The sequence below is a fragment of the Enterobacter sp. DTU_2021_1002640_1_SI_PRY_ASU_LCPMC_013 genome (genome assembly GCF_032389435.1).
Taxonomy (GTDB): domain Bacteria; phylum Pseudomonadota; class Gammaproteobacteria; order Enterobacterales; family Enterobacteriaceae; genus Enterobacter; species Enterobacter hormaechei_C.
The window spans coordinates 2,531,746-2,547,406 of the sequence record NZ_CP135594.1 but is presented as its reverse complement, the minus strand read 5'-3'; the positions used below and the strand labels follow the sequence as shown (position 1 = coordinate 2,547,406).

Below are 15,661 nucleotides of genomic sequence, written 5' to 3'. Positions count from 1 at the left end.
GATGCTGACAACTCTACTTTCTATACTGACCAATCGCATTCTGTGGAGCTTCCTGGGCGTAACGGCGCTCGCGGCGGTCATCTGGATGATTGGCCCGCTGTTGTCCATCGTGGATACCCGGCCCCTTGAATCAGAGCAGAACCGCGTCATCAGCATTGCGGTGGTCTACCTGATTTGGGCCCAGAGCCACATTCTGCCGCGGCTGTATAACGCCTGGCTGAACCGTAAGCTGATGGACAAGCTCAACGAAAATACCACCAGCCCGGAGGCGGCCGATCCGCAGAAACGTCTGAACAGCGAGGAGCAGATCCTTGCCGGGCGTTTCGATGAAGCCGCCCAGATGCTGAAAAAAGCCCACTTCAGCAAAGCGGGACATGGCGCGCAGTGGACGCAGCGCTTCAGCACACAGTACCTCTATCAGCTGCCGTGGTACGTCATTATTGGCGCGCCGGGTTCAGGTAAAACCACCGCGCTGGCCAACTCCGGGCTGCAATTCCCGCTGGCGGATCGCTTCGGTAAAACCGCGCTGCGCGGCATTGGCGGCACGCGCAACTGTGACTGGTGGTTTACCAACGAGGCGGTTCTGCTGGATACCGCGGGGCGCTACACCACTCAGGAGAGCGAGCAGGTTCAGGACGCCGGGGAGTGGCTGGAATTTATCAACCTGCTGCGTAAATACCGCCGTCGCCAGCCCATTAACGGCGTGATTATCACCATCAGCATTTCCGACCTGCTTTCGCAGTCCGCTGAGGCCTCGCGCCAGCAGGCGGTCAACCTGCGCCAGCGTCTCTCCGAGCTGCATGAACAGCTGGGTATTCGCTTCCCGGTGTATGTGATGGTGACCAAAGCGGACCTGCTTAAAGGCTTCCGCGCCTGGTTTGCGGATTACGACAAAGCCCAGCGCGACCAGATCTGGGGCTTTACGCTGCCGTGGGAGCAGACCAAACACGCCGATTACGACCTGATGGGCAACTTCCAGCAGGAATTTTCCCTGCTGCAACAGCGTCTGGATGCTGGCCTTCCGGAAACCATGCTCAAAGAGCATGACGCCAAAACCCGTGCGGAAGCCTATCTCTTCCCGCAGGAGTTCGCCGCGCTGCGTCCGCTGCTGGCTGACTACCTGAGCACGGTCTTTGCTCGCTCAAACTTCGAAACCGAATTTTCGCCGCGCGGCATCTACTTTGCCAGCGGCACTCAGGAAGGGATGCCGTTTGACCGCGTGATGGGCGAGCTGAATCGCGCGCTCTCCTTACCTGAAGGGGGGGAAAGCACGCGCTGGGATTCGGTGAGCAAAGAGGCGCCGATCCCGGGCGCGAAGGGCCAAAGCTTCTTCATTAAAAACCTGCTGCAAAACGTGATTTTCCAGGAAGCGGGCATCGCCGGGGAAAACCGCTGGTGGGAACTGCGCAACCGCGCCGTGATGTGGTCCGGCTACGCGGCGCTGCTGGCCCTGCTGGTGATCCTGGGTGGCCTGTGGCTGACCAGCTACGCCAAAAATAAAGCCTATCTGGAAGAAGTGGACGCAAAAGTGCCGATGCTGGAGCAGCAGAGCAAGGCGCTGCAAAACCAGCCCCAGCGCGATCTGTTTGCACTTCTGCCGCTGCTTAACAGCCTGGTGGATCTGCCGAAAAGCAATGCCTTCGACGTTAACGACCCGCCGGTTTCCCGCCGCATGGGGCTTTATCGCGGGGATGACGTCAGCGATGCCTCGCAGTCTCTGTACCAGAAGGCGCTGGATCAGATGCTGCTGCCCGCCGTGGCGATGCACATTACCACCTGGCTGCGCAACGACAACGGCAGCGACGTGGAGTACAGCTACGAGGCGCTGAAAGCCTATCAGATGCTCTATCAGCCGAAGCACTATGACGGCAAATTCCTGCACTCGTGGGTGATGCTCAACCTGCAACGCAACCTGCCGCAGAACGTGACGCAGGCGCAGCTTCAGGAGCTGGAATGGCACCTGACGCAGCTGCTGGAGCCAAAAATTCAGGCTTCACCGTATGCGCAGGATGAGGATCTGGTGGCACGTGAAAGGGCGCTTATCAACCAGCAGCCGCTCTCAACTCGCGTATATGGCCGCCTGAAACGTCTGCTGGAGCATGATGAGAACCTGAAGCCGGTTTCGCTTTCAGATCTCGGCGGCCCGCAGAGCGAGCTGGTGTTTTCCCGTAAAAGCGGCAAGCCGGTGAGTGAAGGCGTACCGGGCCTCTATACGCCGGACGGTTACTGGAAGAGCTTCAACGACCAGATCGACAGCGTGACCACCGCCCTGCACGAGGACGACGCCTGGGTACTGGGAGCGACCACCGCCCAGGAAGATAAACAGCAGATCGACAACGCCGTGCGCCAGCTCTACATGCGCGACTTTATCGTCAACTGGGATCGCTTTCTCGCTGACATTCAGCTCAACAACAGCGCCGATCTTTCCCAGCGCATCAACACCGCGCGCCTGCTTTCAGGCACCAACTCGCCGCTGCGCCGTCTGGTGCTTAACCTGAGCAAGGTGCTGACCCTGTCGCGCACTGCGCCTGCGCCGGAAGATGCGCAGAAAGCGGAAGACCAAAGCAACCGCGCCACCCGCACGCTGGAAGCGCTGTTCAGCAACGGTGACAACGCCCCGACGCAGGGCGCGGTTGTGACGCAGGCGCCTGAACAACTGGTGACTGACCACTATGCGCCGATGATTGAGCTGGCGCAGCCGCTGGAGAAGGGTGGCAAGACCATCGTCTTTGACGATTTTCTTAAGCAGGTTGACGAGCTTTATCGCTACCTGACCGCCGTTCAGGATGCGGCAAACAGCGGTATGCCTGCGCCGGGCGGTGATGCAATCAGCCGCCTGCAAGCCAGCGCGGGACGTCTGCCGGGCGGGCTGCAAACCATGTTCAGCAATATGGCCGTCGGCGCCAGCAGCGATACCCAGCGTCGCGATCTGGAGAACGTGCGTAAGCGCATTAACGTGGAAGTGGGTGGGTTCTGCCGTCAGGCGATTGCCGGGCGTTATCCACTGGTGCGCAGCGCCAGCACCGAGGTGACGCCGGACGATCTCGCCCGCATGTTCGCGCCGGGCACCGGACTGATGGACACCTTTTTCCGCGACAACCTGACCAACAAGGTGGACACCACCCAGGCGAACTGGCGCTTTATGCCGGGCATCGACGGTAAAACGCTGCCGGGCAGCGAAGGGCTGTTGCGTCCGTTCCAGCAGGCGCAGTCTGTCCGCGATGCCTTCTTTGCCAACGGCGCGACCACGCCATCCTTCAGGGTGACGGTGCGCACCGTGCGGATGGACAACACCATTCTGAACCTGACGCTGGACGTGGACGGCCAGCTGCTGCGCTACAGCCACGGTCCGCAGGCGGTGCAGATCATGAACTGGCCGGGGCCGGGCGGGACGAACCAGGTGCGTATGCAGCTCGGTCTGACCAATGGCAGCACCGCAACGCTGGTGACCAACGGTTCCTGGGCGCTCAACCGCTTTTTCGACAAAGCGCGCACCAGTCCTGGCGCGGGTAGCCTGAGCCGTCAGGCGACCTTCAACGTCGACGGACATCAGGTCACGCTGGAGTTTGCCCCGAACAGCATCCGCAACCCGTTCCAGCTTCCCCGTTTCTCATGCCCATAACCGCAAGGACAGCCGTATGACAAATACCCCTGCGATGAACCGTTATAGCTGGTATGGCAAATTACCCAGCGCCGGAGATTTTTTGCAGCGTCGCTTTCCGGATACCCTGCAACGCCAGTGGTCGCACTGGTTCCAGGTCGGCCTGCTGGCCTGGCAACAGGAAGAGCAGCGCAGCGGCGAGCGCCTGTTTTCAAAAGCCCCGGTGTGGAACTTTGTCGTCCCGCCGATGCTCGGTAGCCAGATGATTCAGATGGGCTGCCTGCTGCCGGGTCGTGACAGCGTAGGCCGCCACTATCCGGTATGCCTGCAACTGAGTTTCACCCCGACCGAGTGGTCATCCCGCCTGCTCGGGCAGGCTGAAAGCTGGTACCAGCAGCTTGGCCGTCTGGGGCTGCACGCGGTGCGTAACAGCTATTCTGCCTCCCAGTTGGATGAAATGCTGATGACCATCCCGGCGCCCCAGCCGGTTGAGCCGCAAAAGCGTTCCGACATTCTCGACGTGATTGGCTATGACGACGATGGTCAGAGCACGCTGGGCTGGCCGCAGGCGGCGGAGTGTTTTGATCCGCTGCGCCAGACCAGCTACTGGTGGACAAACCGCTGCGACGGCTATCCGCTGTACACCCACGTCCACAGCGGAAACTTCACCGGGCAGCTCTTTACGCTGCTGTTCGATCCGGCAGGCGGCGCCCGTCCGGGCCGCCACGGTCTTTACCCGCCTATGTTTGAATAAGCAGGGATCTTATGAATATCGATGAATTTCTCGCGCCGATAAGCCCCGATAACCCCTGCGGTGAAAATCTGGAGTACGACGCTGATTTCCAGGCCATGGGTCAGGCCAGTCAGGGCAAAGCCGAGCAGCAGTTTGGCGACACCATCATTCCGGCAGAGCCTGCCGACTGGAACACGGTGGAAAAACTCGCCACCAGCCTGCTGGGACGCACCAAAGATCTTCGCGTCATGCTGGCGTTAACCCATGCCTGGACGCGTCGTCGCGGGCTGGCAGGTTACGCCGACGGGCTACTGCTGGTGCAGGAAGCCCTGTCCCGTTACTGGGAGCAACTTTACCCGCTGCTGGAAGAGTATGGCGAAACCGATCCGTTCTACCGCATCAACGCCCTCGCCGGGCTGAGTGATAAATCTGACCTGACGGTCGCGGTGCGTAACGCCTCACTGCTCCGCTCAAACGGCGATGAGATTGCGCTCCGTGACGCCCAGGCGCTGCTTGACGGCAGTAAAACCGAGTGTCCGGATTATCCGGGCGGTCGTCCACGACTGATCGATGAGCTGGCCCGGGGCGATCAGCCCGGCACCGAAGCGGTAATCGTGATCAACGAACGCCTTCTGGCCATCCGCGAACTGCTTACCGGCTATCTCGGGGAAAGTGGCGTCCCGGAGATGGAACAGCTGCTGAAAACTGTCGGACTGGTTTCCAGCGCCTGTCAGGTGACCGATATCAGCAAGCTGCTGCCGAACCGTGACGCGCAGGCTGAACAGCTTGCCGAGCCGCAGCCGGTGGCCGCGTCGCCCGTTCAGCAGGTGACGGACTGGCGCAGCGTGCAGGTGACCAGCCGCGCCGACGCCCAGCTGATGCTGGAAAAAGCGAAACAGTATTTTGCGCAGTACGAACCCAGCCATCCCGCACCGCTGATGATTGAACGGGTGCAGCGGCTGTCTGAACTCAACTTTATGGACATTATTCGCGACCTGGCGCCAGACGGCGTTAACCAACTGGAAAACATCTTTGGACGCCGCGAATGACGCGTCCTGGCATTATGACGACAGGCATGGAGTCTGCCGTTTCACCTTCACCGCGCATCTTTGATGGAGAACATCATGGCAATGAGTAACAGTGGACAGAAATTCATCGCACGCAACCGTGCTCCCCGCGTGCAGATCGAGTACGACGTAGAGATCTACGGCGCAGAACGCAAAATTCAGCTGCCGTTTGTGATGGGCGTTATGGCCGATCTGGTTGGCAAGCCGGTGGAAAATCTGCCAGCCGTCGACGAGCGTAAGTTCCTGGAAATCGACATCGACAACTTCGACGAACGCATGAAGGCGCTGAAGCCGCGCGTGGCGTTCCAGGTGGATAACACCCTGACCGGCGAAGGTAAGCTCAATGTCGATCTGACCTTCGACAGCATGGACGACTTCCTGCCGGACGCGGTGGCCCGCAAAGTAGAGCCGCTGAACAAGCTGCTGGAAGCCCGTACCCAGCTCTCCAACCTGCTGACCTACATGGACGGTAAAAACGGTGCGGAAGAGCTGATCGCGAAAATTCTCCAGGATCCGACGCTGCTCAAATCCCTGAGCCAGTTGCCAAAAAATGACGAAAGTGCGAAAGGTAGCGAGGAATAATCGATGAGCAACCAGACTCAACAACACGATCAGCAGGCGGGCCAGGCGTTCAGCCAGGACGAGTTCAGCGCGCTGCTGAATAAAGAGTTCCGCCCGAAAACCGATCAGGCGCGCTCTGCCGTAGAAAGCGCGGTTAAAACCCTGGCGCAGCAGGCGCTGGAAAACACCGTGACCTTCTCAAACGATACCTACCGCACCATTCAGAACCTGATTGCCGGTATTGACGAGCAGCTTTCACAGCAGGTGAACCAGATTATTCACCACGAGGAGTTCCAGAAGCTGGAGAGCGCCTGGCGCGGGCTGAGCTACCTGGTGAACAATACCGAAACCGACGAGATGCTGAAGATCCGTTTTATGAGCATCTCCAAGCAGGAGCTGGGCCGCACCCTGAAGCGCTACAAGGGCGTGGGCTGGGACCAGAGCCCGATCTTCAAAAAAATCTACGAGCAGGAGTACGGCCAGTTCGGTGGCGAGCCGTTTGGCTGCATCGTGGGCGACTACTACTTCGACCACAGCCCGCAGGACGTTGAGCTGCTGGGCGAGATGGCGCGCATCGGCTCTGCGGCCCACTGTCCGTTCATCACCGGCACCGCGCCGGGCGTGATGCAGATGGAGTCCTGGCAGGAGCTGGCTAACCCGCGCGACCTGACCAAAATCTTCCAGAACACCGAATACGCTGCCTGGCGTTCACTGCGTGAATCCGAAGATGCCCGCTATCTGGGCCTGGTGATGCCGCGCTTCCTGTCGCGTCTGCCGTACGGCATTCGCACCAACCCGGTCGACAGCTTTGATTTTGAAGAGCAGACCGACGGCGCGAACCACAACAGCTACTCGTGGGCAAACGCTGCCTATGCGATGGCGGCCAACATCAACCGCTCCTTTAAAGAGTACGGCTGGTGCACCTCGATTCGCGGCGTGGAATCCGGCGGGGCGGTGGAAAACCTGCCGTGCCACACCTTCCCGAGCGATGACGGCGGCGTGGACATGAAGTGCCCGACCGAGATCGCCATCAGCGACCGTCGTGAAGCGGAACTGGCGAAAAACGGCTTTATGCCGCTGGTGCACCGCAAAAACTCCGACTTCGCCGCCTTCATCGGCGCGCAGTCCCTGCAAAAACCGGCCGAGTATCATGACCCGGACGCCACCGCGAACGCGCGCCTGGCCTCCCGTCTGCCGTACCTGTTCGCCTGCTGCCGTTTTGCTCACTACCTGAAGTGCATCGTGCGCGACAAAATCGGCTCCTTCCGCGAGCGCGAAGAGATGGAACGCTGGCTGAACGACTGGGTGATGAACTACGTGGACGGCGACCCGGCTAACTCCTCCCAGGAAACCAAGTCCCGCAAACCGCTGGCGGCGGCGGAAGTGCAGGTGCAGGAAATCGAAGACAACCCGGGCTACTACGCCGCGAAGTTCTTCCTGCGTCCGCACTACCAGCTGGAAGGTCTGACCGTTTCCCTGCGTCTGGTATCTAAACTGCCGTCGCTGAAGACGAAGGACGCGTAATGATAATTGCCGCCGGGGGGCCATGCCCGGCGTTAGCTTTATAGTATGGAAATTTGAGAGGAAATATGACCGCGAGACCTTCGTTTGTTGCTGCCTGGGCGGCGGCAACACGTATTTACGATGCAAATGATTCTATCGGCAAAGTTAAGCAAGTTATCGGCGGCAAAGTTAAGCACAACTTCGAAATAGCGCCAGATGAGGGCGGGTGGTCAAATAGTTGTGCCGTACGGATGAGTTATGTTCTTAACTATACCGGGCATCCCGTTCCGCGTATTGCAAATCTCACGGTATCCGGTGCTGATAATAAATGGTACTTCTACCGCGTAAAGGATGTCATTGCCTGGTTGACGCGTCAGTGGGGTAAACCTGACATGATCGTGAGTTATCCTTCCTTACCCGTTGAGCAATTAGCCAACAAAAAGGGCGTCATTCTGTTTGAGGTACAGGGCTGGAGTGACGCCGCAGGTCATGCAACATTCTGGAATGGTTTAACCTGTTCGGATCACTGTTATTTCAATGCGCCGGAGACGAATTACACGACGACCAAAGCTAATTTTTGGGAGTTGCCATGAAAAAAATGATTGCTAGTCTACTGTTGCTCACCAGTTCCGCCTCTGTGTATGCAACTGACGATCCGGTGTCGTTTGTCAAAAAAATGCCTTATAAGCAAGTTGTTAAAGACGTTGTTTTTTCTCGCTGCCTGGCACAAGTTGCAGATGATAAAAGCCAGTTTTCTCTGGATGCAGCCCGTAGCAGTAGCGCATTACTGGAATGGGTGCCTTTCGATATTGAAAATGGCAATGACAAAATTAATGCTCTTATTAATAAATATAAAGGCGCAACCAATGCCTTTCATTCTGAGAGAAAACCCGATGTAAAAGGCGTAACCTTAAACTGCCTGCGTCTTTATCATAGTGACGAACTTAATCAACTTGTTCCTCAATTAATCATCGGAAATCCTGACCGCACCTGGATTCAGGATAATCCACAATAATATAAGACTTCACATTCTTTCCTTTCGTTCAGGGGGAATGTAAGACTGTCAAATGACACGGGTCGTTTGATATGAGGCAGAGGTAAAATATGGACGGTTTTATTCAGCCCCATGCTTTCCTGTTTGCCATATAAGGGCTTTTTCGAAAGCAATATTGTTCATCCACGAAGAGTAGATATTATGGCTATTGATATGTTTCTGAAGGTCGAGGGTGTTACGGGCGAATCTAAAGATTCTAACCACACCGGCTGGACTGATATTACCTCCTTCTCCTGGGGCGCGTCCCAGCCAGGTAATATGAGCGTTGGCGGTGGCGGCGGTGCCGGTAAAGTGAACTTTAACGATCTGCACGTTAACGCTCTGATCGACAAATCCACTACAGCAATCCTGAAACACTGCGCAAGCGGTAAACACCTGACCAAAGTTGAACTGTCCGTCTGCAAAGCGGGTGGTCAACAGGTTGAATACACCCGCATCACCCTGGAAGACGTTCTCGTGACTTCCGTTCAGTACACGGGTGCAGACAACGGCGATACCGTTGGCGTGACCTATGCATTCCAGGCTGCGAAAGTGAAACAGCAGTACTGGGAGCAGACCACTGCCGGTGGTAAAGGTGCTGAAAGCAGCGCTGGCTGGAACATCAAAGAAAATAAAGAAGCGTAATTGCGCGCGTGACCGGGGAGTTTTCCCCGGTCATTATTTACAGAGACTTAATTTCGTTTGCAAAGGGATGTCAATATGAGCGTAAAATCAACGGTTGCTCCTGGTTATTGTGTTGTTCAGCAGGCTGGTACGTTAGATTTCCAGGCAAGGCTGCTGTTCAATAAACCAGACAGTGAAGCGGCACGTTATTTTATGCAAGTGAACAGGGACACACGGTGGTTAAAACCCGGGCAAATATTGATCCTTAATGCTACGGGTGCTGAAAATGCGGTTCAGCTAAAACAATTACAAAATGCAAAGCAAAAGGTTAATGGAGCATTGGCAGAACTGAATACAGATGAAGCTAATTTCTTTAACAAGCATTTTAGTACCATCGCAGCATTAACTAATTTTATGGATAAATCTCTTGGGGTGGTTGCTGATGCAGGTGAAAGGTACTTTAGCGAAATAGAAAAGAAATTAAAAGCTATCGAACTGGCTTATCAAAATCAATACAGAACGCAAGGCACATTGATCGGGCAGCAGTTTTTTGTTGAAAGGCAAAAACTTTTTTCTGAGCTGGACGTTTTATTAAATAAGCTGTCCAGACTCACGCTGAAACTGAAACCTTATGAAGAAATCAAGCACGCTTTAGGTTTATCAAGCAGGTCAATTGTCCACGAATGGAGTACTGCGGGTGTTGCCTCGATACGAGGGTATTCAACATATGTAGACAATGCTTCAAAAGCTGCCCGTTTTCTGAAAATGGGAGGATGGCTTGCTATCGGCTTCGCTGGTGCAAACACAACCAATGAAGTTTACGATGCCTGTACAGTAGGTAGAGAGCAGAGTTGTTCCAAAGTCGCCGTTAAGAAGTACAGTCAATTTGGCGCCAGTCTTGCGGGCGGGATTTATGGCGGAAAATATGGCGCCATGGCTGGGGCTGGCGTATGTGTTGCATTGGGCGTGGCAACAGGTGGTGTAGGGTTGCTCGCGTGTTCTGTGGTAGGCGCCGCTGCGGGTGGATACATTGGTGGCGAAGTTGCCGGTGGAGCAACTGAATATGTCATGGATAAGCTATGGTGAATTTAGAAAATATTCTTTTATTTCTGATTGTTGTTTTATTTTTACTTGTCGTAATTATGGACTTCATCAGTTCCCGTTATTTTAAAAAACACGAGGCCGAATATAATCAGCTTCTTTCAGAATATAGGCAAAAAGGCTACGATCTCGATCTGGTGACAAATTACGCATCATTTTTTGGTTCGCTGGCGAACTATCAAAAAATAATCTGGTTTGTTCGTCTTCGCAAAGGCGTGAAGATGAAATTTACCAAAGACAGAAATGTTCAGGACGATGCCTATAAATTCGTTCAGGCTTTACCGGAAGAGAGAATCGGCTGGATATTAAAACTGCATCGACGCTATAAAGTTCAGGCCTTACTTTTTACGCTATGGCTGCTTATCGGCATTATTTTCCTGAATGTAGTCAAATAGCTTCAATCAGCCCTTAACCCCCAAACCCCGCCGTTCTCACCCCCGAGAGCGGCAGCGTTTGAGCGCTAATCATACCAGCAGGAATACGCCATGCGATTCACGATTATTTCTACGAAACCCGGTCATCAGCCGCCGCAAAGCAGCTGTGATTTTTATGCCCCGGGCGGCACCATTGGGCGCGGTACGGATAACAATCTGGTGCTGCCGGACAATGACCGCACCATCTCGCGTTTGCAGGCCATCGTTCACGTCGACGCCAGTGGCGAATGCCGCGTCACGAACCGCGGCAGCGTTACCCGCGTGGTACTGAATGATATCCCGCTGGAGCGTGGGCGTCAGGTTGAGCTTCAGGATGGGGATATTCTCGGTATTGATGATTATCGCATTGAAGTCAGCGAACTCATTCATGACACCCAGCCCGTAAGCCGCATGGCGGCCAGCATGCAGCAGGCGCGCCCAGCGGCGACACCTGCACCAGCGCCGCAACCGAAACCGGCCAGCGCCGCGCCTCGCGGAAAAGCTGAACCTACGGCCGTGCCGTCGGAAATCTGGGACAGCCTGATGCAGGAGTTTTCCATCTCCGACAGCATCTCCAGCAACCGGGCAAAACCACAGCCCGCGGCCTCCCACGACCCGTTCTCCCAGCCTGCGGCCCCGGAGCGGAATGCCGAAGACCCGCTGGCGATGTTCAACGATGCCGATCCGTCGCTTGAACGTAAAAACGTTGACCCGGACACGCTGTTCAGCGATGAAGCGTTGTTTAAAAAAGAGAGCATCTTTGACGATGTCACCCCTTCAACGCTGGTACAGCCGGACGAAAGCAAACCTGCCCAGCCAAAGGAAGAGGCGTCGGACGAACTCGATCCGTTAGCCCTGTTTGGCGGGTCGGCGAGCGCACCTGCCGCGCGTCACGATGACCCTCTCGGCCTGATGGGCGGCGCGCCGTTAACCCATCCGGATGAAATCGTGGCCGATAAGCCGGAGCCAAAGCCTGAAGCGCAAGCCGCACAGGAAGAGGATGCGCTGGCCAGCTCACCGCTGTTCGATCCGGAACCGACTGAACCACAGGACGCGCCGCGCGCGGAAGAGGAGCCCGCGCGCCCTGATTACGCTGGCTTCACCATGCCAACACCGCAGGCCGTGGCGCGCAGCAACGCGCAGGCGCCTAAAGGCCGCCTGCGTATCGACCCGGTTAAAAACGCTGCTTCGCCTGCTGCCTCCGCGCAGATCGGCGAGCGGGGCGAGGTGCTTCAGGGCGAACTGCTGGAGGCGCTGCTGGAGGGCATGGGCCTGAGCGAAATGCAGCCGGTGCCGCAGTTTGACCGGGAAAATATGCGTCAGCTGGGTCAGATCCTGGGCATGTTCTCGCAGGGGACCGTGGCGCTGCTCTCCTCGCGCTCCATCCTCAAGCGTGGGGTGAAAGCCGATATGACTATGGTGCTCGACGATGCGAACAACCCGTTCAAACTGTTGCCGACCGGGAAAACGGTGCTGATCCAGATGTTCGGCACGCCGATGCCGGGCTTTATGCCGCCGACCAAATCGGTGCGTGATGCGCTGATCGATCTCCAGGCACACCAGCTAGGGATGATCTCTGGTATCCGCGCCATTATCGCCGCCATGCTGCAATCCTTTAACCCGGAACAGCTGGAAGAGCAGGCGAAGCAGAACGGGATGACATCACGCATGGCGCTGCCGGGCAGCCGTAAAGCCGCGCTGTGGGATTATTTCGTTCGCAGCTATGGCGAGACGGCGGGCGAGATCGAGGACGACTTCCATACCCTGTTTGGCGAAGCCTTCCTCCATGCCTATGACATGGAGGTCAATCAGTACAAAGACTCACAAAGCGGATCGGAAGAAAAATGAATATCGCAACGGCTTCTCTCTCCCGCCAGGGGACGCGCGCCAGCAACCAGGATCAGACGGGAGAAACCATCGGGGAACGTTCAGCCTGCTTTGTCGTCTGTGACGGCATCGCGGGCCTGCCGGGCGGCGAGGTGGCCGCTGAGCTGGCCCGCAACAGCATTATTTCCCGCTTTGACGGCGACAAGCACCTGAATGCGCAGCATATTCGTGACTACGTCCAAACGGCGAACCGCACCATTCTCAGCGAACAACAGGCCGTGCAGGACTATCGCCGGATGGGCACCACGCTGGTCAGCCTGTTTATCGACAGGGATTACCGTCTGGCTTACTGGGCGCACGCCGGAGACAGCCGCCTGTACCTGTTTCGCCGCGGCTGGCTGTGGCATGTCACCACCGATCACAGCCTCGTCCAGCAGATGAAAGATGCCGGGCATCAGACCGACGATCTCAACAGCAACCTGCTGTATCTGGCGCTGGGTATTGAGAATGGCGGACCGGAAGCGAGCTACAGCGATGTCGTGCAGGTTGAGGACGGTGATGCCTTCCTGCTCTGCACCGACGGTTTTTGGCACGGCGTCAGCGAAGAGCAGATGAAGCAGTCGCTGCACATGGTCAATACGCCACAGGAGTGGCTGACCTTAATGAACCAAATCATTCAAAAGAATGCCGAACAGGAGGGCAATGCTCAGGATAACTATACCGCCGTGGCGGTGTGGATGGGCAACCCTCAGGACACCACTTTGCTGCATACGCTCTCTGACGCAGCACAATTTCTTCCCTGCGGAACTGATTAGACACACAAGGATTGATATGAAACTTTGGCTATCGGGTTTGGCTCTTCTGACGGTGGCGACCACCGCACAGGCTGAAAACTTCCGCATCGTGCAGTCTCCTGCGCAGAAGCTGGATATCTGGATCGACAACATTAAAGACAATACGCCGCAAAGCTGGTGTAAGGCGGACGTGGCGCTGCGTATCGTGGCGAACGGCAAGAAAGAGGTTTCGGTGCTGGAAAACTTCGTGCCGCGCCTTGGCTCGCTGCTGGAGCACCAGTGCAGCAAGCTGAATACCCTGAACTGGACGCTTAACGATCCGGAAGGCACGACGCTTGCCCGGGGCACAGCGGCTAAAGCGCAGGACTGGGCGCTGGTGGTGAAGCAGCAGGAAGCGGCGGCGGCAACGACCACCACCTCAGGCGCGCTGCTACCGCCTGACCAGAATCCGGAGACGCACACCGTGGCGGCAGATCGTACGCCATGGCAGGAGTTCACGCTTCAGGACGGTTGCCACCTGCGCACCTTCTGGGAGGGCGGCTCCTCCGCGCCAGCGCTGTTTATTCCGGATTCCGACACCACCCGCTGCGGCAACGGCAGCTGGCTCAGCGGCCACACCGTGGTGACGCAGAATCGTAACGGGACGCAGAAAGCGATTCCGGTCACCTACATTCACGGCTTCCCGGTGATGGGACTGAACAACGCGGTCGATCCTGAAAAGGCGCTGATCACCTCCGTCAACAAAGAACGCATGGTCTTCAGCACCCCGAACAGCGACCAGAGCTGGATGATCCTGCCGTACGACAGCACCCTGAACGGCTGGAAGAGCAACGGCACGGTGGCGGTGGAAATCACCCGTGAGATCGCCAGCGACGACGCCAGACTCCAGGCGCGTATCGCAGAGGTGAAGAAGATCTGGAGCGCATGGGTTGCACCGGGCGCGGAGCTGAACGTTGTTCTGATTGACACGCTGCGCCCGCAGCTGCGCGATCCGGCAGTGGGCGCCTGGCGCGCGGCGAATTAAGGAGGGGCTATGAATACGCTTTATCAACGTCTGGCGGGGGAGTCGATTAGCGACGCGCTGCTTCGCCTGGAAGCCGATATCAAAGCCCGTCCGGCGGATGCCGATCTGCGCGCTGCGTTTGTGCAGTTTCTGATCCTCAGCGGCAACTGGGCGCGCGCCCTGACGCAACTGAAGAGCTGGCTGGCGCTGAAGCCGCAGGCAAAACCGACCGTAACGCTGCTGGAGCAGGCCATTCAGGGTGAACAGCAGCGTGCGCGCGTGTTCGCGGGAGAGGCGCGACCGGCAATGCCCGAGGCGCAGTGGCCGTGGCTGACGACGTTAGCCCAGGCGCTGACCGAAAGCGCCGGGCAAGCGCAAACGCTGCGCCTGGCGGCACTCGAACAGGCCCCGGCAAGCCGCGGGCAGGTCACGCTGGAGAATGAAGAGAGCCACACCTTTGAATGGCTGATGGACGGCGATGCCCGTCTGGGGCCGGTGTGTGAAACCCTGGTCAATGGCCGTTATTTCTGGGTGCCGTTCTGCGCCATCGACGCGATCCGTTTTCAGGCTCCGGCCAGCGTAACCGATCTGGTGTGGCGTCATGCGCTGGTCCGCCTCACGGACGGCACCGAGCAGGTGTGTCAGATCCCGGCGCGTTATCCGTTTGCTGACGGGGCGCCAGACAGCGTTAAGCTGGGGCGTACCACCGAGTGGCTCCCGCTGGACGATGACGGCGCCCTGTATGAAGGCATGGGGCAGAAAGCCTGGCTGAGCGAGCAAAGCGAAAGCCCGCTGCTTACCCTGAGCCTGGTGACATTTACCTCGGATGGTGCGGATGAGTAATCCCGCTGGCGAAGGCGATCTGCTGCGCAGCGGCTGGCAGGCCCGCAGCAGGCAGGAGAAAGTGGGGGCGCGCGACAAAATGCAGCCCTCACTGCTGGATCGCCTGACGGATAACGATCCGGAAAAAAAACGCGAGTCCGCCAACAGCAATCTGATTACCCACGCCGCGCTGCGTCGTAACGTCCTGCGGGATTTACAGTGGTTGTTTAACACCATTAACCACGATGCCTCCAGCGATCTGAGCGGGCTGACGCAGGTGAGCCGTTCCGTCGTTAACTTTGGCGTGGCGCCGCTGGCGGGGAAAAGAATGTCCGATATTGAATGGCACGACATTCAGCGCAAGCTCACCGAAGCGATTATTAACTTTGAACCGCGGATCCTGCCGCAGGGGCTTCAGGTTCGCTGCGTGTCCGATACCTCCTCGTTAGATCTGCACAACGTTCTGTCTATCGAAATCAAAGGTCGCCTGTGGTGCGTGCCGTATCCGCTGGAATTTCTCTTTCGCACTGACGTCGATCTTGAGAACGGCCATTTTGAACTGAAGGATGCGGGGTAATT

The 15,661-nt window shown here is 57.2% G+C and carries 15 protein-coding genes; all 15 read left to right on the top strand.

What is annotated here, in order from left to right:
* Position 1 precedes the first annotated feature (1 nt).
* Positions 2–3,622, top strand: coding sequence for a type VI secretion system membrane subunit TssM (tssM, locus tag RS584_RS12105; RefSeq protein ID WP_045335080.1), 3,621 nt, complete (start codon positions 2–4; stop codon positions 3,620–3,622).
* Positions 3,623–3,638: 16 nt separating this feature from the next.
* The gene (tagF, locus tag RS584_RS12100) at positions 3,639–4,355 is read left to right on the top strand and encodes a type VI secretion system-associated protein TagF (protein ID WP_315747956.1); all 717 of its coding nucleotides are present in this window, start codon (positions 3,639–3,641) and stop codon (positions 4,353–4,355) included.
* 11 nt (positions 4,356–4,366) lie between these two features.
* Positions 4,367–5,383 (top strand): type VI secretion system protein TssA, encoded by a 1,017-nt coding sequence (gene tssA, locus RS584_RS12095; protein WP_315747955.1) that lies wholly within the window; start codon positions 4,367–4,369, stop codon positions 5,381–5,383.
* 75 nt (positions 5,384–5,458) lie between these two features.
* A complete protein-coding gene (gene tssB / locus RS584_RS12090; protein WP_008502644.1) occupies positions 5,459–5,983 on the top strand; it encodes a type VI secretion system contractile sheath small subunit in 525 nt (174 codons plus the stop codon).
* A gap of 3 nt (positions 5,984–5,986) precedes the next feature.
* A complete protein-coding gene (gene tssC, locus RS584_RS12085; protein ID WP_006810956.1) occupies positions 5,987–7,486 on the top strand; it encodes a type VI secretion system contractile sheath large subunit in 1,500 nt (499 codons plus the stop codon).
* 65 nt (positions 7,487–7,551) lie between these two features.
* Positions 7,552–8,058, top strand: coding sequence for a type VI secretion system amidase effector protein Tae4 (locus RS584_RS12080; protein WP_017384301.1), 507 nt, complete (start codon positions 7,552–7,554; stop codon positions 8,056–8,058).
* Positions 8,055–8,480 (top strand): T6SS amidase immunity protein Tai4 family protein, encoded by a 426-nt coding sequence (locus tag RS584_RS12075; RefSeq protein WP_017384300.1) that lies wholly within the window; start codon positions 8,055–8,057, stop codon positions 8,478–8,480. The genes RS584_RS12080 and RS584_RS12075 overlap by 4 nt, the downstream gene beginning before the upstream one ends.
* Positions 8,481–8,660: 180 nt before the next feature.
* Complete coding sequence (locus RS584_RS12070; protein ID WP_014884229.1) at positions 8,661–9,143, top strand: Hcp family type VI secretion system effector; 483 nt, start codon at positions 8,661–8,663, stop codon at positions 9,141–9,143.
* 75 nt (positions 9,144–9,218) lie between these two features.
* On the top strand, positions 9,219–10,208 hold the full coding sequence (locus tag RS584_RS12065) for a hypothetical protein (protein ID WP_315747954.1): 990 nt from the start codon (positions 9,219–9,221) through the stop codon (positions 10,206–10,208).
* On the top strand, positions 10,202–10,618 hold the full coding sequence (locus RS584_RS12060) for a hypothetical protein (protein WP_315747953.1): 417 nt from the start codon (positions 10,202–10,204) through the stop codon (positions 10,616–10,618). The genes RS584_RS12065 and RS584_RS12060 overlap by 7 nt, the downstream gene beginning before the upstream one ends.
* A 90-nt stretch (positions 10,619–10,708) precedes the next feature.
* Entirely contained in the window at positions 10,709–12,484 is a 1,776-nt protein-coding gene (gene tagH, locus RS584_RS12055) for a type VI secretion system-associated FHA domain protein TagH (RefSeq protein ID WP_315747952.1), read from the top strand.
* On the top strand, positions 12,481–13,278 hold the full coding sequence (locus RS584_RS12050) for a PP2C family protein-serine/threonine phosphatase (protein ID WP_003859969.1): 798 nt from the start codon (positions 12,481–12,483) through the stop codon (positions 13,276–13,278). The genes tagH and RS584_RS12050 overlap by 4 nt, the downstream gene beginning before the upstream one ends.
* A gap of 16 nt (positions 13,279–13,294) precedes the next feature.
* A complete protein-coding gene (locus RS584_RS12045) occupies positions 13,295–14,281 on the top strand; it encodes a hypothetical protein (protein ID WP_315747951.1) in 987 nt (328 codons plus the stop codon).
* Positions 14,282–14,290: 9 nt separating this feature from the next.
* Positions 14,291–15,103, top strand: a complete 813-nt coding sequence (locus RS584_RS12040) for a type VI secretion system accessory protein TagJ (RefSeq protein ID WP_315747950.1) — start codon at positions 14,291–14,293, stop codon at positions 15,101–15,103.
* The gene (tssE, locus tag RS584_RS12035) at positions 15,096–15,659 is read left to right on the top strand and encodes a type VI secretion system baseplate subunit TssE (RefSeq protein ID WP_015570336.1); all 564 of its coding nucleotides are present in this window, start codon (positions 15,096–15,098) and stop codon (positions 15,657–15,659) included. The genes RS584_RS12040 and tssE overlap by 8 nt, the downstream gene beginning before the upstream one ends.
* Positions 15,660–15,661: the final 2 nt, after the last annotated feature.

Coding starts and splice junctions, on each gene's coding strand:
- tssM (WP_045335080.1), top strand. CDS start 2: ATGCTGACAACTCTACTTTCTATACTGACCAATCGCATTCTGTGGAGC.
- tagF (WP_315747956.1), top strand. CDS start 3,639: ATGACAAATACCCCTGCGATGAACCGTTATAGCTGGTATGGCAAATTA.
- tssA (WP_315747955.1), top strand. CDS start 4,367: ATGAATATCGATGAATTTCTCGCGCCGATAAGCCCCGATAACCCCTGC.
- tssB (WP_008502644.1), top strand. CDS start 5,459: ATGGCAATGAGTAACAGTGGACAGAAATTCATCGCACGCAACCGTGCT.
- tssC (WP_006810956.1), top strand. CDS start 5,987: ATGAGCAACCAGACTCAACAACACGATCAGCAGGCGGGCCAGGCGTTC.
- RS584_RS12080 (WP_017384301.1), top strand. CDS start 7,552: ATGACCGCGAGACCTTCGTTTGTTGCTGCCTGGGCGGCGGCAACACGT.
- RS584_RS12075 (WP_017384300.1), top strand. CDS start 8,055: ATGAAAAAAATGATTGCTAGTCTACTGTTGCTCACCAGTTCCGCCTCT.
- RS584_RS12070 (WP_014884229.1), top strand. CDS start 8,661: ATGGCTATTGATATGTTTCTGAAGGTCGAGGGTGTTACGGGCGAATCT.
- RS584_RS12065 (WP_315747954.1), top strand. CDS start 9,219: ATGAGCGTAAAATCAACGGTTGCTCCTGGTTATTGTGTTGTTCAGCAG.
- RS584_RS12060 (WP_315747953.1), top strand. CDS start 10,202: ATGGTGAATTTAGAAAATATTCTTTTATTTCTGATTGTTGTTTTATTT.
- tagH (WP_315747952.1), top strand. CDS start 10,709: ATGCGATTCACGATTATTTCTACGAAACCCGGTCATCAGCCGCCGCAA.
- RS584_RS12050 (WP_003859969.1), top strand. CDS start 12,481: ATGAATATCGCAACGGCTTCTCTCTCCCGCCAGGGGACGCGCGCCAGC.
- RS584_RS12045 (WP_315747951.1), top strand. CDS start 13,295: ATGAAACTTTGGCTATCGGGTTTGGCTCTTCTGACGGTGGCGACCACC.
- RS584_RS12040 (WP_315747950.1), top strand. CDS start 14,291: ATGAATACGCTTTATCAACGTCTGGCGGGGGAGTCGATTAGCGACGCG.
- tssE (WP_015570336.1), top strand. CDS start 15,096: ATGAGTAATCCCGCTGGCGAAGGCGATCTGCTGCGCAGCGGCTGGCAG.